The organism is Mycolicibacterium wolinskyi (genome assembly GCF_002101965.1).
GTDB lineage: Bacteria > Actinomycetota > Actinomycetes > Mycobacteriales > Mycobacteriaceae > Mycobacterium > Mycobacterium wolinskyi.
Map to the genome: position 1 here is coordinate 162,878 of NZ_LQQA01000030.1, position 26,786 is coordinate 189,663.

At 66.7% G+C, this 26,786-nt stretch carries 26 protein-coding genes; 16 read left to right on the forward strand and 10 right to left on the reverse strand.

Translation table 11 applies throughout. The annotated features are described in order from the left end of the window. The first annotated feature begins 83 nt into the window (after positions 1-83). From AWC31_RS24380 to AWC31_RS24405, 5 genes are all read left to right on the forward strand, one after another. Positions 84-902, forward strand: a complete 819-nt coding sequence (locus AWC31_RS24380) for a cutinase family protein (RefSeq protein WP_085146493.1) — start codon at positions 84-86, stop codon at positions 900-902. Between the two features lie 66 nt (positions 903-968). Continuing rightward, positions 969-1,805, forward strand: coding sequence for an SHOCT domain-containing protein (locus AWC31_RS24385; protein ID WP_085146494.1), 837 nt, complete (start codon positions 969-971; stop codon positions 1,803-1,805). A gap of 256 nt (positions 1,806-2,061) precedes the next feature. Further along, positions 2,062-3,582, forward strand: a complete 1,521-nt coding sequence (locus AWC31_RS24395; RefSeq protein ID WP_085146496.1) for a basic amino acid/polyamine antiporter — start codon at positions 2,062-2,064, stop codon at positions 3,580-3,582. A gap of 14 nt (positions 3,583-3,596) precedes the next feature. Next, positions 3,597-4,844, forward strand: coding sequence for an arginine deiminase (locus AWC31_RS24400; RefSeq protein ID WP_085146497.1), 1,248 nt, complete (start codon positions 3,597-3,599; stop codon positions 4,842-4,844). 62 nt (positions 4,845-4,906) lie between these two features. Next, positions 4,907-5,758 carry a mycofactocin-coupled SDR family oxidoreductase gene (locus AWC31_RS24405; protein ID WP_085146498.1) on the forward strand — a complete coding sequence of 284 codons (852 nt, stop codon included), beginning with the start codon at positions 4,907-4,909 and terminating at the stop codon, positions 5,756-5,758. Between the two features lie 98 nt (positions 5,759-5,856). Here the strand turns inward: AWC31_RS24405 and AWC31_RS24410 are convergent, their stop codons facing one another. The 4 genes from AWC31_RS24410 to ddaH form a co-directional block, all read right to left on the reverse strand. Then, positions 5,857-6,738, reverse strand: coding sequence for a universal stress protein (locus AWC31_RS24410; RefSeq protein WP_085146499.1), 882 nt, complete (start codon positions 6,736-6,738; stop codon positions 5,857-5,859). 66 nt (positions 6,739-6,804) lie between these two features. Next, positions 6,805-8,310, reverse strand: coding sequence for an amino acid permease (locus AWC31_RS24415; protein ID WP_085146500.1), 1,506 nt, complete (start codon positions 8,308-8,310; stop codon positions 6,805-6,807). A gap of 27 nt (positions 8,311-8,337) precedes the next feature. Then, a complete protein-coding gene (gene rocD / locus AWC31_RS24420) occupies positions 8,338-9,588 on the reverse strand; it encodes an ornithine--oxo-acid transaminase (protein ID WP_085146501.1) in 1,251 nt (416 codons plus the stop codon). Beyond that, a complete protein-coding gene (ddaH, locus tag AWC31_RS24425; protein WP_110775244.1) occupies positions 9,585-10,451 on the reverse strand; it encodes a dimethylargininase in 867 nt (288 codons plus the stop codon). Before ddaH ends, rocD begins: the two co-directional genes overlap by 4 nt. A gap of 112 nt (positions 10,452-10,563) precedes the next feature. On the opposite strand from ddaH, the gene AWC31_RS24430 reads away from it, so the two are divergent. Next, entirely contained in the window at positions 10,564-11,010 is a 447-nt protein-coding gene (locus AWC31_RS24430; RefSeq protein ID WP_085146502.1) for an Rv2324 family transcriptional regulator, read from the forward strand. A gap of 70 nt (positions 11,011-11,080) precedes the next feature. Beyond that, positions 11,081-12,265, forward strand: coding sequence for an FAD-dependent oxidoreductase (locus tag AWC31_RS24435; protein WP_085146503.1), 1,185 nt, complete (start codon positions 11,081-11,083; stop codon positions 12,263-12,265). 55 nt (positions 12,266-12,320) lie between these two features. Here the strand turns inward: AWC31_RS24435 and AWC31_RS24440 are convergent, their stop codons facing one another. Beyond that, entirely contained in the window at positions 12,321-13,649 is a 1,329-nt protein-coding gene (locus AWC31_RS24440) for a VOC family protein (protein ID WP_085146504.1), read from the reverse strand. Further along, positions 13,646-14,161, reverse strand: coding sequence for an RNA polymerase sigma factor (locus tag AWC31_RS24445; RefSeq protein WP_067843545.1), 516 nt, complete (start codon positions 14,159-14,161; stop codon positions 13,646-13,648). Before AWC31_RS24445 ends, AWC31_RS24440 begins: the two co-directional genes overlap by 4 nt. Positions 14,162-14,279: 118 nt before the next feature. On the opposite strand from AWC31_RS24445, the gene AWC31_RS24450 reads away from it, so the two are divergent. Then, a complete protein-coding gene (locus tag AWC31_RS24450; RefSeq protein ID WP_207626421.1) occupies positions 14,280-14,993 on the forward strand; it encodes a phytanoyl-CoA dioxygenase family protein in 714 nt (237 codons plus the stop codon). Here AWC31_RS24450 and AWC31_RS24455 read toward each other — a convergent pair whose 3' ends face one another. Together AWC31_RS24455 and mftR are read right to left on the reverse strand one after the other, a co-directional pair. Then, positions 14,994-16,037, reverse strand: a complete 1,044-nt coding sequence (locus AWC31_RS24455; protein ID WP_234816985.1) for a DUF2332 domain-containing protein — start codon at positions 16,035-16,037, stop codon at positions 14,994-14,996. Next, positions 16,034-16,636, reverse strand: a complete 603-nt coding sequence (gene mftR, locus AWC31_RS24460; RefSeq protein WP_067843547.1) for a mycofactocin system transcriptional regulator MftR — start codon at positions 16,634-16,636, stop codon at positions 16,034-16,036. The genes AWC31_RS24455 and mftR overlap by 4 nt, the downstream gene beginning before the upstream one ends. A gap of 92 nt (positions 16,637-16,728) precedes the next feature. Between mftR and mftA the strand changes: the two genes are divergently transcribed. The 7 genes from mftA to mftG all read left to right on the forward strand — a co-directional run bounded on the left by mftA (position 16,729) and on the right by mftG (position 23,215). Then, a complete protein-coding gene (mftA, locus tag AWC31_RS24465; RefSeq protein WP_085146505.1) occupies positions 16,729-16,824 on the forward strand; it encodes a mycofactocin precursor MftA in 96 nt (31 codons plus the stop codon). A gap of 2 nt (positions 16,825-16,826) precedes the next feature. Further along, positions 16,827-17,141 (forward strand): mycofactocin biosynthesis chaperone MftB, encoded by a 315-nt coding sequence (mftB, locus tag AWC31_RS24470; protein WP_085146506.1) that lies wholly within the window; start codon positions 16,827-16,829, stop codon positions 17,139-17,141. Continuing rightward, positions 17,138-18,316, forward strand: coding sequence for a mycofactocin radical SAM maturase (gene mftC / locus AWC31_RS24475; RefSeq protein WP_085146507.1), 1,179 nt, complete (start codon positions 17,138-17,140; stop codon positions 18,314-18,316). Before mftB ends, mftC begins: the two co-directional genes overlap by 4 nt. 2 nt (positions 18,317-18,318) lie before the next feature. After that, on the forward strand, positions 18,319-19,512 hold the full coding sequence (gene mftD / locus AWC31_RS24480) for a pre-mycofactocin synthase MftD (RefSeq protein WP_085146508.1): 1,194 nt from the start codon (positions 18,319-18,321) through the stop codon (positions 19,510-19,512). A 132-nt stretch (positions 19,513-19,644) separates the two neighbouring features. Next, positions 19,645-20,379, forward strand: coding sequence for a mycofactocin biosynthesis peptidyl-dipeptidase MftE (mftE, locus tag AWC31_RS24485; RefSeq protein WP_084356359.1), 735 nt, complete (start codon positions 19,645-19,647; stop codon positions 20,377-20,379). Beyond that, complete coding sequence (gene mftF, locus AWC31_RS24490; protein ID WP_067842115.1) at positions 20,376-21,788, forward strand: mycofactocin biosynthesis glycosyltransferase MftF; 1,413 nt, start codon at positions 20,376-20,378, stop codon at positions 21,786-21,788. Before mftE ends, mftF begins: the two co-directional genes overlap by 4 nt. 8 nt (positions 21,789-21,796) lie before the next feature. Beyond that, positions 21,797-23,215 carry a mycofactocin dehydrogenase MftG gene (gene mftG, locus AWC31_RS24495; RefSeq protein ID WP_085146509.1) on the forward strand — a complete coding sequence of 473 codons (1,419 nt, stop codon included), beginning with the start codon at positions 21,797-21,799 and terminating at the stop codon, positions 23,213-23,215. On the opposite strand, the gene AWC31_RS24500 is transcribed toward mftG, so the two are convergent. Beyond that, positions 23,202-24,776: an MFS transporter gene (locus AWC31_RS24500; protein ID WP_085146510.1), complete on the reverse strand. Its 1,575-nt coding sequence runs from the start codon at positions 24,774-24,776 to the stop codon at positions 23,202-23,204. The genes mftG and AWC31_RS24500 overlap by 14 nt on opposite strands. A gap of 91 nt (positions 24,777-24,867) precedes the next feature. Here AWC31_RS24500 and AWC31_RS24505 point away from each other — a divergent pair, with 91 nt between their 5' ends. After that, positions 24,868-25,533 carry a TetR/AcrR family transcriptional regulator gene (locus AWC31_RS24505; protein WP_085146511.1) on the forward strand — a complete coding sequence of 222 codons (666 nt, stop codon included), beginning with the start codon at positions 24,868-24,870 and terminating at the stop codon, positions 25,531-25,533. Here AWC31_RS24505 and AWC31_RS24510 read toward each other — a convergent pair. Continuing rightward, complete coding sequence (locus AWC31_RS24510; protein WP_085146512.1) at positions 25,499-26,749, reverse strand: cytochrome P450; 1,251 nt, start codon at positions 26,747-26,749, stop codon at positions 25,499-25,501. The two genes, AWC31_RS24505 and AWC31_RS24510, sit on opposite strands and share 35 nt — an antisense overlap. Positions 26,750-26,786: the final 37 nt, after the last annotated feature.

Sequence of the window (26,786 nt, forward strand, 5' to 3'; positions counted from 1 at the left end):
CGCGGTCGGCCGCGCGTCGATGTAACGCATGTGACCGTTGTGGCGATGAACCACCCGTACACCATGGGTAGGGGGTTCGGCTGATGTTTCGACGGTTGAGTGCACTGGTCAGCGCCGCAGCAATCGCAGGTGCGGCTTTGATCGGCCTGACGGCGGCGACGGCGTCGGCGAACCCCACATGCCCGGACGTGCACTGGATCGGCGTTGCCGGCTCCGGCGAGCGCACCGATCCGGCGGTCAACGGCGGCATGGGGCGCCCGGTCTACCAATCCCTGCAGGATTTCTCCCGGCTGGTCCAGCAAGACGGCCGAACCATGACAGCTGAGGCTGTCGTCTACCCGGCGACCGAAGTGCCTGCCGACGGCGACCTGCTGGGCTGGGGCGGCTTCATGGGCAGCGTCGACGCCGGTGTGGCCGCCCTCGGCAGCCAGTACGCGGCGTTCACCCAGCGGTGCCCGGCCACCTCGGTGGTGCTGGCCGGCTACTCGCAGGGCGCGATGGTCGTCCACCGCAATCTGCACGCGCTCGCAACGAGCCCCAATCTGGCCGCCGCACTGCTGATCGCCGACGGCGACCGGTTGCCGACGGACCCGACCATCAACCTCGGCTCCGTCACCGGCGTTCCCGGCGCCGGAAAGGGTGTCGCCCAGGACTGGCCGATCCTGGCTCATGCCCCGGGCGCGCTACCCGTGTCGGTCGGAAGCCGCACGATCAGCGTGTGCAATCTCGGTGACGCCGTGTGCGACTACGATCCCGAGGCCGAAGAGGTGACGGCGGCCGCGATCGCCGTCCACACGAGCTATGCCACCGCCGGCGGCGGGCAGCTGCCCTGGACCTGGACGCTGTACCAGCTGGCCTCGCGGTCGGCCATGGGCAGCCAGATGGTTCCGCCCGGCGCCTGATAAAACCGCCTGACCGGCCGCTCGACGCTACGCTGATTGCGCCGGGCGCGACGACGGGAGCAGGCGATGTCCACATTGTGGCGGTATGTCCGTATCCAGGCATTCGTTCTGCTGTGCGGGATCGTCGGTCCCATATTTTTGACCATCTACTTCGTGAGCGGCGCTCAGCCCATGATGAAGTGGATGTTCTGGGCGGGTCTGCTCATCACCGCCGTCGACGTGTTGATCGCCCTGGCCATCACGGCCTACGGCTCGAAGACCGCGGCCAAGAACCAGCAGCTCGAACAACAGGGCGTACTGGCGCTCGCGCAGGTCACCGGTATTCAGGAGACCAACACGCGGATCAACGAACAACCGCTGGTGAAGCTCGATCTGCAGATCTCCGGTCCAGGCATCGCGCCATTCGCCACCCAAGACCGGGTGATCGCGTCTGTCACTCGGTTGCCGATGATCACCAACCGCCGGCTGGTCGCCATTGTCGATCCGACCACGCACGAGTATCGGATCGACTGGGACAGAAGCAGTTTGGTCAGCGGGTTGATGCCCGCCACCTTCACGGTGGCCGAGGACAACACCACATATGACCTCACCGGCCAGACCGAGCCCCTGATGGAGATCCTGCAGATCCTCAAGGCGCACAACATCGGAATCAACAACATGATCGATCTGCGCGCCAATCCCGCGGCGCGCGAACAGGTGCAGGCAGTGGTGAGGCGCGCGGCGGCCCAGAAGACAGCGGCGCAACCCGCACCACAGGCCGCGCCCGCCGCGGCGCCCTTCATGGCCCCGCCGGAGCCCTCGACCGCGCAACGCCTGCAGGAACTCGAGACATTGCGTGCGACGGGTGCCATCACCGAGGCCGAATACACCGCCAAGCGGCAACAGATAATCGCGGATCTGTAACCGGCATGCCATCGGCCGGTGGTAACGTCGCGGTGTGTGCGGTTGAATTCATCGCGGGCACACGCTGAATGATCGAAACATCGGCGCCACGGACGGTCTGCCCGTCAACGCTGGCTGATGCACTCGGTCCGACCGCCATCGGCGCACAGCGGCTGTTCGCCCTCCTCAACATCGCTTCTCCGCTGCGCGACGTGGTCTACCGTTACACCAGGTTCAAGATCGTCAAGCTGCCTACTCACAGAGTTGGAGACGAGCCATGACCGCCACCGAAGAACAGACCGAAAAGGCCGACGGCAAAGTCAGTCTGCCCACGCTGACGGCGATGGTGATCGGCTCGATGATCGGGTCGGGCGTCTTCCTGCTCCCGCGCCGATTCGGTGCCGAATCCGGTGTCGCGGGTGCGTTGATCGCGTGGACGATCGCCGGAACCGGAATGTTGATGCTGGCTTTCGTTTTTCAGCGACTGGCCAATCGCAAGCCCGATCTCGACGCTGGCGTCTACGCGTACGCCAAGGCCGGCTTCGGTGATTACGTCGGCTTCAATTCCGCGTTCGGATTCTGGGCTTCGGCCTGCGCGGGCAACACGTCGTACTGGGTGCTCATCATGGCGACCGCCAGCGCGTTGTTTCCGGCCCTCGGTTCCGGGGACACGGTGGTGGCTGTGCTCATCTCGTCGGTCGGGGTGTGGCTGTTCTGCTTTCTGATTCTGCGGGGCGTCAAGGAGGCGGCGATCATCAACCGGATCGCCACGTTCGCCAAAGTCGTTCCCATCCTGGTGTTTATCGTCATCACGGTCATCGCCTTCCAAACTGACGTGTTCACTGCGAACTTCTGGGGCGGTGACGGAAACTACTCGTGGAATTCGCTGTTCGAACAAGCCAAAGGCACGATGCTCATCACGGTTTTCGTGTTCTTGGGCATCGAGGGCGCCAGCGTCTACTCGCGGTTCGCGCGCAAGCGTGAGCATGTCGGGCGTGCCACCGTCACCGGATTCTTGTCTGTGCTCGCGGTATTCATGCTGGTGACGTTGTGTTCGTACGGCGTGATGCCGCAGGAGGAACTCGGTCAGGTCGACGACCCGCCGATGGCCGCCGTACTGGAATCGGTGGTGGGGCCGTGGGGTTCGGTGTTCATACGCATCGGTGTGCTGTTGTCGGTGCTGGGCGCGTACCTGGCCTGGACACTGATGGCGGCCGAGATTCTCTATCTCCCGGCGAAGAACGACGACATGCCGAAGTTCCTGACGCGCACCAACTCTCATGGCGCACCGGTCACCGCGCTGATCATGGCGACCGGGTTGGTGCAGCTCCTGCTCATACTCGTGCTGTTCGCCGCCAACGCGCTGGACTTCATGCTGGATCTGACCGCGGCGCTAGCGTTGGTCCCGTACCTGCTGGCCGCCGCGTACGCGCTCAAGCTCACCATCACGCGGGAGACCTACGGCGATCGCCGATCGTTGGTACCGGACATGATCGTGGCCGCGCTGGCGACTGCTTATACGTTGTTCCTGCTCTACGCCGCAGGTTTGGATCACCTCCTGCTGTCGTGTCTGCTCTATGCGCCCGGAGCGGTGCTCTACGTGATTGCGCGGCGTGAGCGCGGCCTGCGCATATTCCGGCCCGCCGAGGCGTTGCTCTTCGGCGCGATCGTGATCGGTGCGATCGCCGCCGTGGTGAGCCTGGCGACCGGCGCGATGCACCTAGATCTGCCGAACCCGGTAGAGCCGACGGGACTTGTGCATCTGCCCGACCCGGCATCGACGACCGGAGTCAAGTGATCGAAAGGACTGAGATGACCAATCTTTCAGACACCTACGGCGTGCACTCCGAAGTGGGCAAGCTGCGCAAGGTGCTGGTGTGCTCGCCCGGATTGGCGCATGAACGGCTGACCCCGACCAACTGTGACGACCTGTTGTTCGACGATGTGCTGTGGGTGCAGAACGCGCGCCGCGACCACTTCGACTTCATGGACAAGATGCGCGACCGCGACGTCGAGGTGGTCGAGCTGCACAACTTGCTCACCGAGACGATGGACATCCCCGAGGCCAAAGCCTGGCTGCTGGACCGCAAGATCGTCGCGAACGAGGTCGGTCTCGGCCTCGTCGACGACACCCGAGCGTTTCTGGACTCGTTGACCTCGCGCCGGTTGACGGAGCTGTTGATCGGTGGCATGTCGATCCGTGATCTACCCGCCGAAATGCAGTCGGGCTACCGGGCTTTGGCGCGCGAGGCCACGGGCGTCACCGAATACCTGATGCCGCCACTGCCCAACACGCTCTACACGCGCGACACCACGTGCTGGATCTACGGCGGGCTCACGCTCAATCCGTTGTTCTGGCCGGCCCGGCACGACGAGACCTTGTTGATGAAGGCGATCTACGAATTCCATCCCGACTACATCGGTTCGACGGTGTGGTGGGGCGATCCGGAGGAAAGCTGGGGTCTGTCGACGATCGAGGGCGGCGACGTCATGGTGCCCGGCAACGGCGTCGTGCTGATCGGCATGAGCGAACGCACCTCACGTCAGGCGATCACGCAGGTCGCGGCCGAGCTGTTCGCGGCGGAGGCGGCCGAGAAGGTGATCGTGGCAGGCATGCCGAAACTGCGGTCGGCCATGCACCTCGACACCGTGTTCACCTTCGCCGACCGTGATGTGGTGACGATCTACCCGGGCATCGTCGACTCGATCGAGCCGTTCATCCTGCATCCCAGTGACACCGACCCGGGCGTCGAGGTCGAGGAGGCCACCAAGCCCTTCGTCGAGACCGTCGCCGATTCACTCGGGCTGAGCAGTCTGCGCGTCGTCGAAACCGGCGGCACCGCCTACGACTCGGAGCGCCAGCAGTGGGACAGCGGCAACAACCTCGTCGCCGTCGAACCGGGGGTCGTCTTCGCATACGACCGCAACACCCACACCAACTCGCTGCTGCGCAAAGCCGGTGTCGAGGTGATCACCATCGTCGGCGCCGAGCTCGGCCGCGGGCGCGGCGGCGGCCACTGCATGACCTGCCCGATCATCCGCGATCCACTGGATTGGTAGGGATCTGGAACACGTTCTACTTCTGCTGTTAGCCTGGGCCGGGGATCACGAAAGGACCGGTGATGGCGGCAGGCAGTGGATCGCTCGAAGGGCGCGTGGCATTCATAACCGGCGCTGCGCGCGGGCAGGGGCGCGCGCATGCGATCAGGCTCGCCAACGAAGGTGCCGACATCATCGCGATCGACGTGTGCGCCGTCGTCGACGACACCATCACCTACGCGCCCGCGACGTCGCAGGAGCTCGCCGAGACGGTCAGCGCGGTCGAGGCGACCGGCCGCAAGGTGCTGGCGCGCGAGGTCGACATCCGCGACCTGGCCGCCCAACAGCAGGTCGTGGCCGACGGCATCGAGCAGTTCGGCAGGCTCGACATCGTGGTGGCCAACGCCGGTGTCCTCAGCTGGGGCCGGCTGTTCGAGATGTCGCCCGAGCAGTTCGACACCGTCGTCGACGTCAATCTCAACGGAACCTGGCGGACCATTCGGGCCGCGGTGCCCGCGATGATCGAGGCGGGCAACGGCGGATCCATCATCATCGTGAGCTCGTCAGCCGGTCTCAAGGCGACCCCGGGCAACGGCCATTACGCCGCCTCGAAGCACGGTCTGGTCGCCCTGACCAACGCGTTGGCGCTGGAGGTGGGGGAGTACGGCATCCGGGTGAACTCCATCCACCCGTACTCGATCAACACCCCGATGATCGAGCCGGAGGCGATGGCTCAGGTGTTCGCGAAGTACCCGAGCTACCTGCACAGCTTCGCCCCGATGCCGCTGCATCCCGTGGGCCTCGACGACGAGGGCCGCTCGACATTCATGACGCCGGAAGAGGTTTCCGACGTGGTGGCGTGGTTGGCCGGTGACGGCTCGGCGACCCTGTCGGGCAGCCAGATCGCCGTCGACCGCGGCGTGATGAAGTACTGATCTTTTCGGCCGAGCAGTCCCCCGCAAGCGGGAGGTGCCCCCAGCGCGGTTACCCGAAATTCGCCGTTCTCGGGTACCCGCGCGTCTGTTCGCGCAAGCTAGCCGGGCAGTACGAGCACCGGAACAGGGCTGTGCCGCAGGATCTTTGACCCGCGCTCGCCGAGGAACACCCGGGCCACCACACCGGCGGGCGTGGTGCCGATGGCCAGGATCTCGCCGTCGAGCCAGTCGACCGCGTCGAGCGCCTCGTCCCAGCCGTCGCCGGTGACGACCTCGAGTTCGACGTCGTCATCGACGATCCGGTCATCCTTCAACTGCTGCAACGATTCCCGCGCCTGGGCTGCCCACTCCTGCAGGATGGCATCCTCGCTCTGCAGCCCCACGAGCGGTGGGAACATGCTGCGCCCGCGGACGGCGAACGTCACGACCCGCATCGAGGTGTCGAGCCGTTCGGTGATGGACGCGATCCGCCGGACGACGCCGACGGATTCGCGCGTGCCCGGGTAAGCACACGTGATCCGCGACAGCACACCGCTTTTCGGCCTACGATACCCACGTGGGCTGATCGCCAGCGGAACCGGGCAGGAATGCAGCAGCCGGTCGGCGGTCGAACCGACGACCACCTGCCCGAGCTTGCCGTCCGCAGCCGAACCCAGCACCAACGCTTCGGCATCCAGTGATGCGACGGCCTCCAGCAGACCGTCCGAAACCGACCGGTGCGCGAACTTGTGGAAGCTGACCTCGAGTTCGTCGTCCAGTGCGGCGACGCGCTCGCGGGCCTGTTCGGCCGACGAGGCCGCCAGTTGTGCTGCGTATTGGGCATATTCGGCGTCGATGCGGGCCGGCGACGGCGTCATCCACGGCCGCGGTACAACCGTCGCCACGGCCAACGACGTCTCAAGTGTCCGGGCCGCGCCGACCGCGAGGTGCAAAGCTGAGGATCCACCCTTGCCCACCAGATAGCCGACCACGACAGTCATCCGCGATCCGCCTTCGCTCCTCGCTGGCCCGTCATGCGCGATCCGCCTTCGCTCCTCGATGGCCCGTCATGCGCGATCCTCAGGCCGCGTCGTCATCACATCGTCCTCGCCGGCCGCTGCGCCGGGGATGTAGCCGTCACCACCGTCGTTCAGTGCGCTGTGGTGGCGGCTCCACACCAGGTAGAACAACAGCACAGCGCTGACCCACAGGCCGAACCACAGCCACGTGATCGCGGGCAGGCCGTACAACACGAACAGGCAGGCCGCGACCGACAGGATCGGCGTCACCGGATATCCGGGAACTTTGAACGAGCGGGGCAGATCCGGTTCGCGGACCCGCAGGATCATCACGCCGATCGACACCACGACGAAGGCGATCAGCGTGCCGATCGACACCAGGTCCCACAGATAGTCGAGCGGCACGAACCCGGCGAGCGTGCCGGTGACGACCGCCACGATGATGGTGTTGTTCACCGGGGTCATGCTGCGTGGATTCACCTTGGCGAACATCGATGGCAGCAGGCCGTCGCGGCCCATCGCGAACAGGATGCGCGTCTGGCCGTACATCACGACCAGCGTCACCGAGAAGATCGAGATCACCGCGCCCGCAGCCAGAATCGTGCTGGCCCACGTCTGGCCGTGCAGGATGTTCGTGAGCATCACCGACAGACCGGCTTCGGCCTGTTCCTCGGACCCGAACTCGTCGGCGGACTGCGTGCCCAGACCGGCGAATGCCACGAGGACGTAGACGCTGGTGACGACGATCAACGCCCCGATGATCGCTCGCGGCATGGTTTTCTGCGGGTTCTTCACCTCGTCGCCTGCCGTTGACACGGCATCGAGCCCGATGAAGGTGAAGAAGATCGTGCTGGCCGCCGCGGTGATGCCGACGAATCCCTTGTCCCAGAACCCGGCGAAGTGATCGGTCGTGAAAGCCGTGAACGCGACCGCGATGAACAGGCCCAACACCGCGAGTTTGAGGATCACCATGATGGTGTTGACGAGTGCCGATTCGCTTGCCCCGCGGATCAGCAGCAGCGCGCACATGAAGATCAGGATCGTGGCGGGCAGGTTCATGATGCCCGGTTCCTCGCCCCACGGCGCGGCGGTCAGCGCGTGCGGCAGGCGGAACCCGAACAGGTTGTCGAGGAGCTGGTTAAGGTATCCACCCCAGCCGATCGCGGTCGCAGACATCGAGACGCCGTATTCGAGCAAGAGGCAGGCCGCCACCCCCATGGCGACGAACTCGCCCATCGTGGTGTAGGCGTACGAGTAGGTAGACCCCGAAACCGGTACGGCGGAGGCCATTTCCGCGTAGCAGATCGCCGAAAGGCCGGCCGCGACACCGGCGAGCACAAACGAGACGAGGACAGCGGGGCCGGCTTCGGGCACGGCCTGCTGCAGCACGATGAAGATGCCGGTGCCGACCGTCGCGCCGACACCGAACAGCGTCAGCTGGAAAGTCCCGATGCTTCGCTTCAGGTGGTCGGAGGCACCGTGGGCGACCGGAGCGCCGATGACGGGCCTTCGGCGCAGCATCTGTCCCGTCAGGCTGGGGGCTGGAGCTGACATCGTGCCTCCTAGGTGCCGGTTAGGCGATTATGAGCGCGCCTGCCTCAAAGTGTCGGCAAATCGGTCAACAGCCCAGTCGATCTCCTCGGCGGTGACGACCAGTGGCGGAGCGAACCGCAGCGTCGAACCATGCGTGTCCTTGACCAGCACACCCCGTTCGGCCAGCCCCATACTGAGCTGCTTACCCGTGCCGAGAGCTGGGTCGATGTCGACGCCGGCCCACAGCCCGAGGCCGCGCACGGCGAGCACGCCGTGACCGATGAGCTCGCGCAGCCGTTCGTGCAGATGTGCACCGAGTTCGGCTGAGCGGGCCTGGAATTCGCCGCGTTGCAGCATCGCCACCACGGTGCTGCCGATCGCCGCCGCCAACGGATTACCGCCGAACGTCGATCCGTGCTCGCCGGGGTTCAGCACACCCAGCACGTCGCGGTCCGCGACGACCGCCGACAACGGCACCACACCGCCGCCGAGCGCCTTGCCGAGCAGATAGACATCGGGAATCACGCCCCAGTGGTCACAGGCGAACGTGCGGCCGGTGCGGGCCAGGCCGGATTGGATCTCGTCGGCGATCATCAGAACGTTGCGCTGCGTGCAGATCTCGCGCACGCGGGGCAGGAAGTCGTCGGGCGGGACGACGATGCCCGCTTCGCCCTGGATCGGTTCGATCAGGACCGCGACGGTGTTCGCATCGATCGCGTCTGCCAGTACGGCCGCATCACCGAACGGCACTGAGCGGAATCCGGGTGTGTACGGGCCGAAGCCGCGGCGCGCGGTCTCGTCGTCGGAGAAACTGATGATCGTGGTGGTGCGGCCGTGGAAGTTGTTGCGCGCCACCACGATGTTGCTCTGGCCCGCCGGGACGTGCTTGACGTCGGTGCCCCATTTGCGGGCGACCTTGATGCCGCTCTCGACGGCTTCGGCGCCGCTGTTCATCGGCAGCACCATGTCCTTGCCGCACATCTCGGTCAGCGCTCGGGCGAACGGGCCCAGCCGATCCGAATGGAATGCCCGGCTCACCAGCGTCAGTCGGTCCAGCTGCGCGTGCGCGCTCGCGACGATCTCCGGATTGCGGTGGCCGAAGTTGACCGCCGAATACGCGGCCAGGCAATCGAGATAGCGACGACCGGCGACGTCGGTGATCCAAGCGCCCTCGGCACTCGCGGCGACCACCGGCAGCGGCGAGTAGTTGTGTGCGACATGGCGATCGTCGAGTGCGATCGCCGCCGCCGTCGCGGCACCTGACGCGGCCTCGTTGTCCACGCTTTCCAGGATGGTCATGAGTGCAGCTCCAGGGTGCAGCATTTGACGGATCCGCCGCCCTTGAGAAGTTCGGAGAGGTCGACGCCGATCGGCTCGAACCCGGCGTGGCGCAACTGGTCGGCGAATCCGGTGGCGGCCGCTGGCAGCACGACATTGCGTCCGTCGGATACGACGTTGAGGCCGAGCACGTAAGCGTCTGCGCTCGCGACTTCGATGGCATCGCCGAAGAGCTGCCGCAGGCGTTCGCGGCTGGCGTCGCTGAAGGCAGGCGGGTAGTACGCGACCGTCGTGTCGTCGAGCACGGCCAGGGCGGTGTCGAGGTGATAGAAGCGCGGATCGACGAGCTCGAGACTCTCCACCGTCAACCCGGTCAGGGCGGCGATCTCGTCGTGGGCGCGCCGATCGGTGCGAAAACCCCATCCTGCCAACAAGGTTGACCCGACGAGCAGCAGATCGCCCTGGCCTTCGTTGACGTGCTGAGTGGTCAGCGGCTCGAAGCCGTTCCGGGCCATCCACTCCGCATAGGCGTCGGCCTCGGCTGCGCGCTGCGGATAGGCGAACCGCGCGACGACCGCGGTCCGCCCGACGAGGAATCCGCCGTTGGCGGCATAGACCATGTCCGGCAGGCCGGCGCGCGGCGTCACGAGATCCACGGTGTGGCCCAGGTCGGCGTAGATTCCGCGCAACTCGTGCCACTGGGCCAGCGCGCGTTCGGTGTCGACCGGCGTGGACGTATCCATCCACGGGTTGATGGCGTATTCGACGGTGAAGTACTCGGGTGCCGTCATGGCGTAATGACGGGTGCTCGATTTGCGGGCATGGGGCGGTGCGGCGACGTCGGTGGGCATGACAGCGGGCATGACATCGTCGGAAATCGTCATGAATCGACGATATGAACCCATGATCACGCAATCAATCACTGCTTGTTGCTTGTGATCCATCGATCCGTTGCGGAGAATCGGGAATTGCGGCAGTTTATTGCGTGGAGGCGACATGGACCGGCTGGACGAGACCGACGAGCGGATTCTGGCGGAGCTCGCCGAGCATGCGAGGGCGACGTACGCCGAGATCGGCCAGCGGGTGAACCTGTCGGCGCCCGCGGTCAAGCGGCGGGTGGATCGCATGGTGGCCGAGGGCGTGATCCGTGGTTTCACCACTGTGGTCGACCGCAACGTGCTCGGCTGGCGCACCGAGGCTTACGTACAGGTGTTCTGCCACGGCACAATTGCGCCCGATCAGCTGCGCGCGGCCTGGGTGGGCATTCCCGAGATCGTGAGCGCGGCGACCGTCACCGGCACCGCCGACGCCATCCTGCATGTGCTGGCCCGGGATATGCGCCACCTCGAAGAGGCGCTCGAACGCATCCGCGCCTCGGCCGACATCGAGCGCAGCGAGAGCATCGTCGTGCTGTCCAACATCATCGAGCGGGCGCGCGGGTGACGCGGGTCGTGTACCGGCGCAAATGTAGGGTGGCGCACAACGCTCAGGCGCCATCGTGTAAAAACCCCACGTGACTTCATCTTCGCAATCTGGGGGCGTCGTGATCGTCGGCGGCGGTCTGGCCGCGGCCCGGACTGCCGAACAACTGCGGCGTTCGGAGTACCCCGGGGCCATCACGATCGTCAGCGACGAGGACCATCTGCCCTACGACCGGCCACCACTGTCGAAGGAAGTGCTGCGCGCCGAGACCGACGACGTCACGCTCAAGCCCGCCGAGTTCTACGCCGAGAACAACATCACGCTGCGGCTGGGGTCGGCGGCACAGTCGGTGGACACCGCCGCCAAGACGCTGAAGCTGGCCGACGGCAGCGAAATCGGCTACGACGAGCTCATCATCGCGACCGGCCTGGTGCCGAAGCGCATTCGCTCGTTCCCCGATCTGGCCGGCATCCGGGTGCTGCGTTCCTACGACGAGAGCATGGCCCTGCGTGAGGACGCCGGCAAGGCCCGGCGCGCTGTCGTGGTCGGTGCCGGGTTCATTGGCTGCGAGGTGGCGGCGAGCCTGCGCAAGCTCGGCGTCGACGTGGTTCTGGTGGAACCGCAGCCGACGCCGCTGGCTTCGGTGCTCGGCGAGACGATCGGTGCCCTGGTGACGCGTCTGCACGAAGCTGAGGGCGTCGACGTGCGTTGCGGTGTCGGCGTGACCGAGGTGCGCGGCTCCGATCACGTCGAGCGGGTGGTGCTGGGTGACGGCACCGAGCTCGACGCCGATCTGGTGGTCGTCGGCATCGGCTCGCATCCGGCTGTCGACTGGCTCGAGGGCAGCGGTATCGAACTCGACAATGGCGTGGTGTGCGACGAGGTGGGCCGGGCCAGTGCGCCGCACGTGTGGGCGATCGGCGATGTGGCGTCGTGGCGTGATCACGTGGGAGATCAAGCGCGCGTTGAGCATTGGAGCAACGTCGCCGACCAGGCGCGCGCGCTCGTGCCTGCGCTGCTCGGTCAGGAATCCTCCGCGGTTGTTTCGGTGCCGTACTTCTGGAGCGATCAGTACGACGTCAAGATCCAGTGCCTCGGTGAGCCTGAGGCCGACGACGTCGTGCACGTCGTCGAGGACGACGGTCGCAAGTTCCTGGCCTACTACGAACGCGACGGGGTCCTGGTCGGCGTGGTCGGCGGCGGTATGCCAGGCAAAGTCATGAAGGCCCGCGGCAAGATCGCCGCAGGCGCTCCCATCTCCGACATCCTTCCCTAGCGATTTGTGCACGCTCAGCGGCGGTCAGCGCCGCTGAGCGTGCACAAATCGCTCTCTAGAACTGGCCGAGGTAGAACCGGCCACCCTGGTCGTCGGCGCACATGGCCGTGAATCCGTACGGTTGCTGCGCGGGTTCCTGCAGCACCGTGCCCCCGGCTTCGCGTACCCGTTCCACCGCGGCTTCGACGTCGGCGACGGTCCACATGGGTACGGTCGTCGCGGCCGCGGCGCCGCCGGCCATGCCCGACATCGGCTGGCTGCCCTGCACACCCCAGCCGTCGTCGATACGGCCGGGTTCGAACGTCCAGAACAGCACGCGGCTGTAGAACGCCTTGAAGGCCGCCGAGTCGGGAACTTCGTAGGTGATGTACGAAAGTTCGCCTGGCCCTGCGCCGTTCAACTCCGGCCTGGGCGTGCCGGGCTTCGGCTCGAACACCGCGAACGGCGTCCCGGCCGGATCGGTCGCGTCGAGCACGGTGCCGAAGTCGAACTCCTGAATCTGGCCGGGCTGACCTCCGCCCGCGGCGATCGCCTGGCGCGCGCCGTCCAGGTCGGTCACGGCGTAGCAGCAGAACATCGTGGGCCTGCCCGCGACGCTGAAGATGCCGATGTGCTGCTTGGTGTTGGTGACCTGACCGGTGGCTGCGTCGTAGGTCCAGCCCAGCACGTGTCCGTAGAACGCGGCGGCGCGGGCGGCATCCGGCACCCACACCGACACGTAGCCGACGTCGCCGTGCTGGATCGGTGTCGCCGATCCGGTCGCCGGCCCGGACAGCATCCACCGATGCCCGGACGGATCGATGATGGCCGCATTGCGGGTGCCGTAGTTCTCGTACGGTTCGCGCTGCACGTGCGCGCCACGGGTGCGAGCACGTTCCAGCGCAGCGTCGGTGTCTGGTACATGCAGCATGAGGCTCACGGAATTGGCTTGTGGCGCAGGAGCTCTGAGCCCGATTTCGGGATACTCGTCGGCCAGGTACAGCACGCCACCGCCGATCGCGAGTTCGGCGTGACCGATGCGGCCGTCGTCCATCACGATGGGTTCACCGACCTGGACCGCACCCAAAGCCTCGATGTACCAGGCGATTGCGGTGCGGGCGTCGGGCACGGCGAGATAGGGGATCGCGGCAGGCCGCGGAGTAGATGTGGCGGCGGGCCGCGGGGTAGATGTGGCGGCGGGCCGCGGGGTAGATGTGGCGGTTGCCGGCTCGTTGAGTTCTGCGATGGCAGTGTCGGTGCCGGTCATGACAACTCCTTCGGTTCGGTTGGGCAGCGTGAGCGCCGATTCCAGACGTGCGCGCAACCGGGCGGCGAACTCCGGATCCGGGGCAACCGGAAGCTCGCCGTCACTCAGCACGGTCAACGGATCGTGGCTGTTTCTCATGACGTCCCTCCCTCCGGTTGCGGGTATTGCGCTCGGAATGCTCGGCGGGCCCGCACCAGCAGTGCCTCGGTGGCGTGCACGGTGCGGCCGATCAATTCGGCGCATTCGGGCACCGTGCAGTCGTCCATGTAGCGCAGCGCCAGCACGGTGCGATGTTGTTCGGGCAGTCTTGCCAGAACGCTTTCGGCCACGATGCGATCGAGTTCGGCATCCCAGTCGTCGGCCGGGTCCACCGCTTCGGGCAGTTCGGCCACCGGGATGTTGAACCGGTCGTGTCGCCGCCGGTAGTGATCGGCGAGCTTGTGGCGGGCCACGCCGATCAGCCACGGCACCGAGAGGGGCGGTGGAGACGGCTTGCGGGCGGCATCCATCGCCGCCAGGAATGTCTCCGACGTCAAATCCTCAGCAGTTCCGCGGTCACCGCAACGCCGGATGAAGTACCCGTACACCACCGGCAGGGCTTCGTCGTAGAGCGTCAGCAGTGCCCGCGGAGCGTCTGTCTCGGCGCTCACATCTCTATCGTCGCCGCAGGCGCCCGAACTCCGACGGGTCTGACCGAAGTTTTTTTTCCGACCACTCGAGGCTGAAAATCATTGGCGTGCCGAGCGCGGTTTGCGTCATGGTGGTGGCGTGATCGACGTCAACGAATTCATGCGTGACGGATTTGTCAAGGTCGAGCAGGCCGCGCCGGTGGAAATCGCCGATGCGGCAAGAGATCTCCTCTGGAAGCAGATCGGGTTGTCGCCGGATGAGCCCGCGTCCTGGACGCAGCCGGTGGTGTGGGCGGCCGATCTGACCGGTCAGGGCCCCTTCGGTGAGCTGGCCGGCAGCCGGGTGCTGTCGGAGGCGCTCGACCAGGTGTGCGGCCCGGGCGGCTGGGTGCCGCGGGGTGCGCTCGGCAACATCCCGATCCGGTTTCCGGTCTCGCCACCGGCAGAAGACCGGGGCTGGCACATCGACCTCAACACACCGGTCTCCGCCGAGCACTGGGTCATCAGCGGCAGGCCGCACACCATGCTGCTGCTGACGTTGTTGTCGGAGGTGGGTCCCGACGACGCGCCGACGCGTATCCGGGTGGGTTCGCACCGAGACGTCGCCGCCGTACTCGGTGAGGAGCGGGTCGAGTTCGCCGACTCCGGCAAGTTGGTGGACGACGCCAGCGCGGGCCGGCCGGTTGCGCTTGCCACGGGGCGTCCTGGCGACATGTATCTCGTGCACCCGTTCACCGCGCATGCGGCCGATGAGCACCGCGGCGCCACACCACGTTTCATGGCGCAGGCGCCCATCATGTTGACCGAGCCGCTGAGTCCGTCGAGTTCGTCGGCGCTGGCCTGCGTGTGGTAGCTACTCCCAATGCACCGGCGGGCCGTGCGGCGCACATGAACCCAGGATCCGGTCGGCGCCGTCCGGCCAGCACTGCACGCGGATCAAGAACTCGTGATGGGCGTCCGGGGCGCGGCGCTGAGGTTCGAGGTTCAACCATGCGAACGGGGTGTTCGCCGTGGCGGCGGAGCCGAGGGCCTTCAATCGAGTTTCGACGGCGTGCTGTTCGGCCGCACCGAGGTATTGCCAGGTGACGGAGTGCCACAGCACGGTGAGCGTGCCGGGGGTCAATTGCAGCCGTGACACCGCCTCGGCCGCGGGCATCCGGTCGAGGTCGGCATCGACGCGGCGGGCGATGTCGATGGCACCGCTCAGCCGGTGCAGCCTGGCGGTCATATCCGGCCAGACGTAGCTGAGCAGGGTGAGCCTGCCGTCCTCGGTGCGCGCGTCGACGGGCGCGATGTCGAAGCCGTGGCGATGCGCGATCCGCAGCGGGGCCGCAGGCGGTAGGGCGCCGTGCCACGCATCCTCGATGACGACCGCCGAATCAGCGGGACCCCACTGGCCTCCGGCATGGCGGTAGAGGTAGTGATCGGCACGCAGGTTGAGGCCTGCGCTTGAGCCGATCTCGAAAAGCCTTACCGGCAGCGGGAATCGGTCGACGAGATGCAGCAGGCCGCCGATCAGGGCAGCCGATCGGCCGACCTCGTTGGTCTGGGGCGGCTGGTCGAGCATCGCGCGCAGGTATGCGGTCTGCCGCCGCGCCGTGGCGAGGATCTCGGGCCAGGCGGCTGCGGCGTCCCAATGGCCGCCGACGCTGGGATACCACGCCGCCAGTGCGGGTGCGCGGCCGTCGAGCACGAGCCGGTGCAGCCCGCCCAGCAGGCGCAGGGCCAAGCCGGAGGGGCCGGGATCGTCCTCGTGTCCCGCCAGCACGTCGGCGAAGATTCCGCGCGATCGGATGTCGTCGAGCACGAGATCGAGCAGCTCGGCATACATCGGCGAACCCAGGGCAGCGCAGGCACGCGCCTGCACGTCGAAGGCGCCGAGCAGGCGATCGCTCACGGACTCCCCAACGCGTCAAGGCCCGGACGGGCGATTTCGAAGGCTTGGGCGATGGTATCGGTCAACGAGACCGACTCGTCGGCGAGCCACTTCTCGTAGGCCGACAGGGCGACTCCGAGCATCAACCACGCGACGGTCTGGGGCAGCAGATCGCTGCCTTCCGCACCGATGCGATGTGCCACGTAGGTGGCGATCACGTCGCGCCAGCCGGCGTACATCGTCATCGAATACGCCTGCAGCGCTTCGGTTTCCAGGATCACCCGCATACGCTGGCGATGTTCTGCCATCTCGTGCTCGGCGTAGGTGTTGAACGCCAGCAGGGCTTCGCGAAGTGCCTCGCCGAGTGATATCTGCGGGCTCAGGGTGGCCAGTAGTTCGCGAAGGTGTTGCAGGTGGGCGTCGAAGTCGCCCCATGGTATGGCGCTCTTGGAGGCGTAGTACCGGAACAGCGTGCGCCGCGATATGCCTGCCGCGGCAGCGATGTCGTCGACGCTGACGTCGTCGAATCCCCGGGCCGCGAACAGTTCGATGGCCACGCCGGCGATGTGGTCCTGAGTCGTGGAGCGGCGCCGGCCCACGCGGGGCCCGGGTCCCTGCATCAGATCCACCTCTTCCATTCTGGCACTCGATGCCATATCCTTGCGATCTCGATCACAATTGTCGAGACCCTACGCGACGAAAGGGAGCGTTTATGGAAACGAATCAGCACGCCGAGACCGAGGCCGAGCTCGTCACCGAGACTCTCGTCGAAGAGGTTTCGATCGACGGTATGTGCGGGGTTTACTGATCGTGTCTGCACAGGTCGCCGACGCGGCTGGACAAGCCGGGGTCGCGTTCGATCCAGATGCCGGCTGGCGGTTGCATCCCCAGGTGGCGGTGCGGCCCGAGCCGTTCGGCGCCCTGCTGTACCACTTCGGAACTCGCAAGCTGTCGTTCCTGAAGAACCGGACGGTCGTCGAGGTGGTCAAGTCGCTTGCCGACCACCCCGACGCCCGCTCGGCCTGCCGGGCCGCCGGGATCGACGATGCCCAGCAAGCGCCCTACCTGCACGCGCTGAGCGTGCTGGTCTCCTCGAAGATGCTCATACCCGGGAAAAGCCAATGACTTCTGTTCAGCCCGTGCCGCGGCTCATCGAGCAGTTCGAGCGTGGCCTCGACGCGCCGATCTGCCTGACGTGGGAACTCACCTACGCGTGCAACCTCGCCTGCGTACACTGCCTGTCCTCGTCGGGCAAGCGCGATCCGCGTGAACTGTCGACGCAGCAGTGCAAGGACATCATCGACGAGCTGGAACGCATGCAGGTGTTCTACGTCAACATCGGCGGTGGGGAACCCACTGTGCGACAGGACTTCTGGGAGCTCGTCGACTACGCGACCGCGCATCACGTCGGCGTGAAGTTCTCCACCAACGGGGTGCGCATCACCCCCGAGGTGGCCGCGAAACTGGCCGCCAGTGACTACGTCGACGTCCAGATCTCACTCGACGGCGCGAACGCCGAGGTCAACGACGCCGTGCGCGGTAAGGGCTCGTTCGACATGGCGGTGCGGGCGTTGGAGAACCTGAGCAACGCGGGTTTCAAGGACGCCAAGATCTCCGTGGTCGTCACCCGCCACAACGTCGACCAGCTCGACGAATTCGCCGCGCTCGCAGCGCGTTACGGTGCCACCCTGCGCATCACGCGGCTGCGGCCGTCCGGCCGCGGCGCCGACACCTGGGACGAGCTGCACCCGACCGCCGACCAACAGCGCCAGCTCTATGACTGGTTGGTGGCCAAGGGCGACGGGGTACTTACGGGCGACTCGTTCTTCCACCTTTCGGGCCTGGGCGCGCCGGGCGCGCTCGCCGGGCTGAACCTGTGCGGCGCCGGGCGCGTGGTTTGCCTGATCGACCCCGTCGGCGACGTCTACGCGTGCCCGTTCGCCATCCACGACAAGTTCCTCGCCGGAAACATCGTGTCCGACGGCGGTTTTGACAATGTCTGGAAGTACTCACCACTCTTCCGCGAACTGCGTGAGCCGCAATCGGCCGGTGCCTGCAGTAGCTGCGCGCATTACGACAGCTGCCGTGGCGGATGCATGGCGGCCAAGTTCTTCACCGGTTTGCCACTCGACGGCCCCGACCCCGAGTGCGTCGAGGGCTGGGGCGCTCCTGCGCTCGCGCAGGAGCGCGTCAAGCCCAAGCCCAGCGGTGACCATTCCCGGGGGACCAAACAGGGTCCGGTGGCGCGGAAGCTGCTCACCAAACCCCCGGCCCGATTCTGTAACGAAAGTCCGGTGTAACGATGGCACGAGATACCTGGTTCGAGACGGTCGCGATCGCTCAGCAACGGGCCCGCAAGCGGCTGCCCAAGTCGGTCTACGGGGCGCTCGTCGCGGCGAGCGAGAAGGGCGTCACCGTCTCCGACAACGTCGAGTCGTTCGCCGAACTCGGCTTCGCGCCGCATGTCGTCGGCGCTCCGGAGAAGCGCGATCTCGCCACCACCGTGATGGGCCAACAAATTTCGATGCCGGTGATCATCTCACCGACAGGGGTGCAGGCCGTTCATCCCGAGGGTGAGGTCGCGGTTGCCAGGGCTGCCGCGGCCCGTGGCACCGCGATGGGTCTGTCGTCATTTGCCAGCAAGCCCATCGAAGAGGTCATCGCGGTCAACGACAAGATCTTCTTCCAGATCTACTGGCTCGGCGACCGCGATGCGATCGCCGCCAGGGCCGAGCGGGCACGCGCCGCCGGCGCGGTCGGATTGATCGTGACCACCGACTGGAGCTTCTCGCACGGTCGTGACTGGGGGAGCCCCAAGATCCCCGAGAAGATGGACCTGCCGACCATGGTCAAGATGATGCCCGAGGCGCTGACCAAGCCGCGGTGGCTGTGGCAGTGGGGCAAGACCATGAGTCCGCCGAACCTGCGGGTGCCCAACCAGGCCGCGCGCGGTGAGGCCGGCCCGCCGTTCTTCAACGCCTACGGCGAGTGGATGGGCACTCCGCCCCCGACCTGGGAAGACATCGCCTGGCTGCGCGAACTGTGGGGCGGGCCGTTCATGCTCAAGGGCGTCATGCGCGTCGACGATGCCAAACGTGCTGTTGACGCTGGTGTTTCGGCGATCTCGGTGTCGAACCACGGTGGTAACAACCTCGACGGCACCCCGGCGTCCATCCGCGCCCTGCCCGCGATCGCCGATGCCGTCGGCGACCAGATCGAGGTTTTGCTCGACGGCGGGATCCGGCGCGGCAGTGACGTGGTCAAGGCCGTGGCGCTGGGTGCCCGGGCAGTCATGATCGGCCGGGCCTACCTGTGGGGCCTGGCCGCCGAGGGACAGGCGGGGGTTGAGAATGTGCTCGACGTCCTGCGCGGCGGGATCGACTCGGCGCTCATGGGCCTTGGCCGTTCGTCGATTCATGATCTGGTCCCCGGGGACATCCTGGTGCCGGACGGATTCACCCGTACGCTGGGAGTACCGTCCGCGCCGGGTTCCTGACGGTGCCGGTCGGCGCTTCCCGGCCCGCGTGACAGGGGTGGCGGAAGGGACGCACGTGGTGGCGGCAAGCGGTTTCAGGAAAATTCCGGAAAATCAATTGCTGCCCATGCTCCAACAATTGGCGCACGCCAGGTGAATTCGGCCTACCATCGGCACGTGGCTTTCCCCAGCGGGCTCGGGAACTCGACGTCGAGGCAGCTACGAAGCATGTCGCCAATGTTGGTCATCCCGGTTGGTTCCACCGAACAGCACGGCCCGCACTTACCGCTGGACACCGACACCCGGATCGCCACTGCGGTGAGCCACGGCGTCGTCGAGCGGCTCGTGGGTGGCGAATGGCTGGTGGCACCCGCGGTCAGTTACGGGGCGAGCGGCGAGCACGAGGGTTTCCCGGGAACCGTGTCCATCGGGACGGCCGCCCTCCGGCTTTTGCTGGTCGAGTACGGTAGGTCGGCGTCGAACTGGGCATCCCGGTTGGTATTCGTCAACGGTCATGGTGGAAACGTGGAGGCGCTGGCGGCCGCGGTTGCGCTGCTTCGATACGAAGGGCGCGACGTCGGCTGGGTTTCGTGTAGTGCAGTCGATTCCGACGCGCATGCGGGCCATACCGAAACATCTGTATTGCTACATATTTCGCCCGGTGATGTATGGACCGATGAGCTCACCCGGGGAAACACCGCTCCGTTGGCGGAGCTCATGCCGCGCCTGCGCAGCGGCGGTATCGCGGCCGTCAGCGAACTCGGCGTGCTCGGCGATCCGACGACTGCCACGGCGGCCGAGGGGGAGCGTATCTTTGCTGAGATGGTCAACGGCTGTGCCGACCGGATCACGCGGTGGCAGCCCGACCGGAACGGGATGCTGATATGACCGGACCGAGACTGCCCGACGGTTTTGCCGTGCAGGTGGATCGCCGAGTCAAGGTGCTCGGGGAGGGGGCGGCGTTGCTCGGGGGATCCCCGACGCGCCTGCTGCGGCTCGCGCCGACAGCGCAAAACATGCTCAACGGTGGGCGCCTCGAAGTGCACGACGCGCTCAGCGCACAGCTCGCGCGAACATTGCTCGACGCGACCGTCGCGCACCCCCGACCGGCCAGTGGGCCGTCGCACCGTGACGTCACCGTCGTTGTCCCGGTGCGCGACAACGCATCCGGGCTGCACCGGCTGATCGGTGCGCTGCGCGGCCTGCGTGTGATCGTGGTCGACGACGGCTCGGCGATACCGGTGTCGCCAGCCGAATTCGCCGGAATGCACTGTGACGTCCAGGTGCTGCGACACAGCCGCAGCAACGGTCCCGCCGCCGCCCGCAACACCGGCTTGGCGGCGTGTGAGACCGATTTCGTGGCATTCCTGGACTCCGACGTGGTGCCGCGACGCGGCTGGCTGGAGGCGCTGCTCGGGCACTTCTGCGACCCCGCCGTCGCGCTGGTCGCGCCGCGCATCGTCGGCCTGCACAACGCCGACAACCTCGTGGCCCGGTACGAGGCCGTGCGGTCCTCGTTGGACCTCGGTATGCGGGAGGCGCCGGTGGTGCCGTACGGGACCGTGTCGTACGTGCCGAGCGCAGCCATCATCTGCCGGCGGTCCGCCCTCGTCGCAGTCGGGGGGTTCGATGAGACCATGCAGTCGGGTGAGGACGTCGATCTGTGCTGGCGGTTCGTCGAATCGGGGGCCCGACTGCGATACGAACCGATTGCCCTGGTCGCTCACGACCATCGCACAGATCTGCGAAAGTGGTTCACGCGCAAAGCATTCTACGGTTCGTCGGCGGCTCCGCTCACGGTACGCCATCCGGGCAAGACGGCGCCTCTGGTGATCTCGCGCTGGACGCTGATGGTGTGGCTGCTGCTCGCCATGGGGTCTTGCGTGGGGTATTTCGCGTCTCTCGTGGTGGCCTTCGTCACCGGCAGGCGCATCGCCCGCTCGCTCAGCGCGATCGACACCGAGCCCAAGGAAGTCGCGGTGGTCGCTGCGCACGGGCTGTGGTCGTCGGCGCTGCAGCTGTGTTCGGCGATCTGCCGGCATTACTGGCCGATCGCCCTGATTTCCGCGGTGATGTTCCGGCGAGCCCGCCACGCGGTGCTGCTCGCGGCGGTGATCGACGGGGTGGTGGACTGGGCGACCCGGCGCGGCAACGCCGACGACGACACCAAACCTGTCGGCCTGCTCACCCACATTCTGCTCAAGCGGCTCGATGACATCGCCTACGGGACCGGCCTGTGGACCGGCGTGGTTCGCGAACGCCATCTCGGTGCACTCAAGCCGCAACTACGGAGCTAACGCGGCAATTGCAGAGTGACATATTGATCATCGGCGCCGGAAGCGCCGGATCGGTGTTGGCCGAACGTCTTTCGGCGGATCCGGGTTGCCGGGTGACCGTCGTCGAAGCCGGCCCCGCGCCGGCGGATCCGAGGGTGGCAGCGCAGATCAGCGACGGGGTGCGGCTGCCGATCGGGGCAGCGAGCTCGGTGGTGCGACACTATCCCTCCACGCTGACCGAGGAGCCGCGTCGGCACACCGAGCTGATCCGCGGGTCGGTCGTCGGTGGCTCCGGAGCGGTCAACGGCGGTTACTTCTGCCGCGGGTTGCCGACCGACTTCGACGCGTGGGCCGTTCCCGGGTGGAGTTGGGACGACGTGCTTCCACATTTCCGCGCGATCGAAACCGACCTGGACTTCGATACCCCGCTGCACGGGACAAAAGGTCCGATCAAGGTCCGCCGCGTACGTGAATTCGATGGATGCACGGCGTCTTTCGTTGATGCGGCGGCCGCGGCCGGGTTCGAGTGGATCGACGATCTCAACGGTGCGGACGCGGCGGCCGCGCTTCCCGCGGGCGTCGGGGCGGTACCACTCAACATCAACGGCGGCACGCGACTGGGTCCGGGCGGGGCGTACCTACAACCGGCGTTGCAGCGACCGAATCTGACGCTGCTGTCCGACACCCGGGTGCGCCGGGTGCTCATCGCAGGCGGCCAGGCGGTCGGCGCCGAGTGCACTGACGGTGAAGTACTGAGCGCCGGGCGAATCGTGTTGTGCGCCGGCGCAATAGGATCGGCTCAGCTTCTGATGCTGTCCGGTGTCGGGCCGCCGGATGAGCTCGAGGCGCTCGGCATCTCCGTTGTCGCCGGATTGCCGGTCGGCATGGCGACCGTGGACCATCCGGAGTGGGTGCTGCCGGTCGCCTGGACACCCACGCACGACCTGCCGCCGTTGGAGGCCGTGCTCACCACGGCCGCCGGTGTGGAGATCCGGCCCTACACCGCCGGTTTCTCGGCCCTTGTGCACGGCCCCGGCCACGACCCCGCCGAGCTGCCACACCTCGGGGTTGCCCTCATGCGGCCGCGTTCGCGCGGCCGGGTCCGGCTTGCCTCGGCCGATCCGATGGCTCTGCCCGTCATCGAACACCGCTACGACACCGTGGCCGAGGACGTCGCGGCGCTACATGCCGGCGCGGAGCTGGCTCGCGAATTGGTCAGCCACACAGTGGAAGTCGGTGCGGTGTCGTGGTCAACCTCGCAACACTTGGCCGGCACGGCCCCGATGGGCACCGGACCGGGCGCGGTGGTCGACCCGACCTGTCGCGTGCACGGGATCGAGGGGCTGTGGGTTGTCGACGGGTCGATCATGCCGTCCATCACGAGCCGGGGGCCGCATGCCACGATCGCCATGATCGGTCACCGGGCTGCGGAGTTCATCGGGAGCTGAGCCGGCGAACCCATCGCAGCTGTCGGCCGTCGCGCCCGGGGGCCCAGATTCCGACCAGGACTGCCGCGACGATCAGAACGACGGCCATCACCAACAGTGCGGAGTTCGTCGCGTCCAGGAACGCCATGCGAGCCAGGTCGGCAAGGTGTGCGCCCCGCGGGCCCAGGTGTTCGGACACCGTCAAGGCTTCGGCGAGTGAGTTCAGCGCCGGGCCGCGCACGGCGTCGGGAACCGACGTCAGCGCCGGGGCCAGCACGTGCTGGTACTGCGCGGCCAGGATCGATCCGGCGACGGCGATGCCCAACGCGGCGCCGACCTCGCGCGTGGTGTCGTTGACTGCGGAGGCCACGCCCTGTTTCTCGTCGGGTACCGCCCCCATGATCGCCGAAGTCGTTGGCGCCGTGCATAATCCGATGCCGGTACTGACGATCAGCAGGGGCCATGCGAAATCGAAGTAGGACGAGTCGAGTTCGAGCAGTCGCATACACAGCAGGCCAACCGCGATCAACAGCAGCCCTGCCGCGGCCGCGAGCCGCAACCCCAGAAGCGGTAGGTAGAGATGGGTGGTCGCGCCGAGAACCAGGACCGGAACGGCCAAGGGGCACAACGCGAATGCCGTCTGCAGTGCGCTGTAGCCCATCACCAGTTGGATGTACTGCATGCTCACGAAGAAGAAGCCGAAGCTCGCGAAGAACAGGAACGTCACGCCTGCCGAGCCGGTCGCGAAATCCGGCTTGCCGAACAGGCGCACGTCCAGCAGGGGGTGTTTATGCCGTAATTCGACGAGCGTGAAGACCGCGGCCAGCGCGATTCCGCCGGCCATGCAGCCCCAGACGATGGGGTGCGCCCAGCCGCGCGCCGGTGCTTCCACTACGCCGAAGACGAAGACCGCGACCGCCGTTCCGACAAGGAGGGCACCCAGCCAGTCCAGTGGGGCAGCGCTGTCATCGCGTGAGGAGGGCACCGTGCACGTGAGGACGAACATCGCCACGCCCACGAGCGTGAACGTCACGAAGATGGAGTGCCAGGTCCAGACGTGCAGCAGACCGCCGGTCACGAGAAATCCGACGATTGCGCCGGATCCTACGACTCCGGCCCAGATCCCAACTGCCTTGTTGCGTTCGGATTTCGGGAATGCCGCGGTCAGCAATGACAACGTGGCGGGCATGATGAAGGCTGCGCCCGCGCCGGCGATCGCGCGGGCCATGATCAGTTGGCCCGGGCTGTCGAGGATCAGCGGTGCTGCCGACGCGAGGGTGAAGACCACGAGACCGGTCAGCAACGCGCCGCGGCGGCCGTACCGGTCGCCGATCGCGCCGGCAGGCAGCAGCAGACACGCCAGCGCGAGGGTGTAACCGTCGATCACCCACGTCAGTTGGGCCTGGGTGGCCGATGTCTGGCGCGCGATGTCCGGCAGCGCGGCGTTGAGCGCCACCATCGAGGAGATGACGATCGAGACGTCCATGCAGGCGACGGCGAGCAACCAGTACCGCTGTCGGATCGACAGTTCGGCCATGCCCGGATCTATATCCTGGGCTGACTCGACGAGAGCGTCGGCCATGCTGTGCGCTCCTTCGTCAGGCGATAGTTTTGAGACTAACAGTCTCGCATCGAGACGGTAAGTCTTGTTTCTTTGGCGGAGGTGGTGGACCATGACCCCGGGCAGCAGTGACCCGCGTCCGGCCCGCTCGCGGGCGCGACTCTTGGAGGCGGCGACAGCCCTGTTGCGATCGGGTGGGCCCAGTGCGGTCACCGTCGATGCGGTCACCCGGGCCGCCAACGTGGCGAGGGCCACGCTGTATCGGCATTTCCCGAGCGGAAACGACTTGCTGGCAGCGGCATTTCGATCGCTCATCCCCGCGGCGCCGATGCCTCCGGAGGGCGGCACGCTGCGTGACCGGCTGATCGCGACGGTGCAGGCGCAAGCTGAACTGATCGCCGAGGCGCCCATCACCATCACTGCGATGTCGTGGCTCGCTCTGGGCGGCGACATGGAGCAGCTGCCCTGGCGTGCGTCCGACAGTCAAGAGGTCCGCACGCTGCGCGAGCGGGTGGCCGAGCAGTACGCGGCGCCGTTCGAGGCGATATTCGACAGCCCCGACGCCCAGGCCGAACTGGGACCGGTGGACCGCACGCAGGCGGCCGCGCTACTGCTCGGGCCGATCGTGCTGGGCAAGCTCAGCACGCTGCCGGAGTTCGACTACTCGGCATGTGTGCGGTCGGCGGTGGACGGCTTCCTGGCCACCCACCGCCTGGCTGAGCCGCCCAGGCCTGCGCAGGCGGTCAGCGAAGCGAATAACGAATCGGCAGGTGTTTGAGCCCACCGACGAACGTCGTCGCGGAAAGCTCAGGGGTGCCTGCCAATTCGATGCTCTCGAGCCGTGACAGCAATTCGGTGAACAGGCTGTTCATCTCCATGCGGGCCAGGGCCGCGCCCAGGCAGAAGTGCACACCGTATCCGAACGCGAGGTGCTTGTTGGGGTCGCGGCCGACGTCGAAGCGGAACGGATCTGCGAAGACCTCTTCGTCACGGTTGCCGGAAACGTATGCGAGATAGACGGATTCGCCCTCGGCGATCGGTACGCCGCGCACGGTGGTGTCGGCGGTGGCGGTCCGCATGAATTCCTTGACCGGAGTGGACCACCGGATCATCTCCTCCACGGCGGTGCCCATCAGCTCGGGCTGCTCGCGCAGCCGAGCGAGTTCGGACGGGTTCTCGATGAGCGCGTGCAGCCCGCCGGAGATCGCATCCTTGGTGGTGTCGTGGCCGGCGCTGGCGACGATGACGTAGTACGACGCGGTGTCGACATCGGACAACGGCTCCCCGTCGATACGTCCGTTGGCGATCGCCGAGGCCAGGTCGTCGGTCGGGTTGGCCCGGCGCGATGCGGTGAGCTTCGAGAAGTAGGCGAAGAAGTCGAGCAGGACGGCCAGCCCGTCCTCGAGGGACTTGCCGCGTTGATATTCCTCGTCGTCGCCGCCGAACATCTCCTGGGTGAGCATGTGCATGCGGGAGTAGTCCTCCTCCGGCAGGCCCAGCAGCGACATGATCACGTACAGCGGAAAGTGGACGGCGATCTCGGTGACGAAGTCGCATTCGGGGCCGATCTCGCGCATCCGGTCGACGTACCGCTTGGCGAGTTGGTCGACACGTACCTTGAGGTCACGCATTGCCTTGGGGCGGAACCAGTCTGCGCCGATCGCCCGGACCTTGCGGTGGTGCGGGTCGTCCATGTGGATCAGTGTCCGCAGGCCCATGCCCGCCTCGAGCTGCTCCTTGGCCATGTCGTCGGCGGCCGCGGTCGCCAGCAGGGGGCGGGGTGCACTGATGAAGAGGTTGTTGTCGCGCTCGATGGCCATGATGTCGGCGTGTTTGGTGATCGCCCAGAACGGCCGGTACGGCGGATTGTCGACCCAGGCCACCGGGTTGTCGGCGCGGAGCTGGGTCAAGGCCGCATGCAGTCGCGCGTCGTCGGCATATGCCGTCGGGTCGGCCAGGACTTTGGCGGCGTCATCCATCGTCGGCGCGCTCATTCGGACTCCTCCCGATGCGGGGCTGTTTCACTTGACG

What these genes read in the sequence shown, in the direction of transcription:
- AWC31_RS24380 (WP_085146493.1), top strand. Translation starts at nt 84, where the DNA reads ATGTTTCGACGGTTGAGTGCACTGGTCAGCGCCGCAGCAATCGCAGGT.
- AWC31_RS24385 (WP_085146494.1), top strand. Translation starts at nt 969, where the DNA reads ATGTCCACATTGTGGCGGTATGTCCGTATCCAGGCATTCGTTCTGCTG.
- AWC31_RS24395 (WP_085146496.1), top strand. Translation starts at nt 2,062, where the DNA reads ATGACCGCCACCGAAGAACAGACCGAAAAGGCCGACGGCAAAGTCAGT.
- AWC31_RS24400 (WP_085146497.1), top strand. Translation starts at nt 3,597, where the DNA reads ATGACCAATCTTTCAGACACCTACGGCGTGCACTCCGAAGTGGGCAAG.
- AWC31_RS24405 (WP_085146498.1), top strand. Translation starts at nt 4,907, where the DNA reads ATGGCGGCAGGCAGTGGATCGCTCGAAGGGCGCGTGGCATTCATAACC.
- AWC31_RS24410 (WP_085146499.1), bottom strand. Translation starts at nt 6,738, where the DNA reads ATGACTGTCGTGGTCGGCTATCTGGTGGGCAAGGGTGGATCCTCAGCT.
- AWC31_RS24415 (WP_085146500.1), bottom strand. Translation starts at nt 8,310, where the DNA reads ATGTCAGCTCCAGCCCCCAGCCTGACGGGACAGATGCTGCGCCGAAGG.
- rocD (WP_085146501.1), bottom strand. Translation starts at nt 9,588, where the DNA reads ATGACCATCCTGGAAAGCGTGGACAACGAGGCCGCGTCAGGTGCCGCG.
- ddaH (WP_110775244.1), bottom strand. Translation starts at nt 10,451, where the DNA reads ATGACGATTTCCGACGATGTCATGCCCGCTGTCATGCCCACCGACGTC.
- AWC31_RS24430 (WP_085146502.1), top strand. Translation starts at nt 10,564, where the DNA reads ATGGACCGGCTGGACGAGACCGACGAGCGGATTCTGGCGGAGCTCGCC.
- AWC31_RS24440 (WP_085146504.1), bottom strand. Translation starts at nt 13,649, where the DNA reads ATGAGAAACAGCCACGATCCGTTGACCGTGCTGAGTGACGGCGAGCTT.
- mftR (WP_067843547.1), bottom strand. Translation starts at nt 16,636, where the DNA reads ATGCAGGGACCCGGGCCCCGCGTGGGCCGGCGCCGCTCCACGACTCAG.
- mftA (WP_085146505.1), top strand. Translation starts at nt 16,729, where the DNA reads ATGGAAACGAATCAGCACGCCGAGACCGAGGCCGAGCTCGTCACCGAG.
- mftC (WP_085146507.1), top strand. Translation starts at nt 17,138, where the DNA reads ATGACTTCTGTTCAGCCCGTGCCGCGGCTCATCGAGCAGTTCGAGCGT.
- mftD (WP_085146508.1), top strand. Translation starts at nt 18,319, where the DNA reads ATGGCACGAGATACCTGGTTCGAGACGGTCGCGATCGCTCAGCAACGG.
- mftF (WP_067842115.1), top strand. Translation starts at nt 20,376, where the DNA reads ATGACCGGACCGAGACTGCCCGACGGTTTTGCCGTGCAGGTGGATCGC.
- AWC31_RS24500 (WP_085146510.1), bottom strand. Translation starts at nt 24,776, where the DNA reads ATGGCCGACGCTCTCGTCGAGTCAGCCCAGGATATAGATCCGGGCATG.
- AWC31_RS24505 (WP_085146511.1), top strand. Translation starts at nt 24,868, where the DNA reads ATGACCCCGGGCAGCAGTGACCCGCGTCCGGCCCGCTCGCGGGCGCGA.
- AWC31_RS24510 (WP_085146512.1), bottom strand. Translation starts at nt 26,749, where the DNA reads ATGAGCGCGCCGACGATGGATGACGCCGCCAAAGTCCTGGCCGACCCG.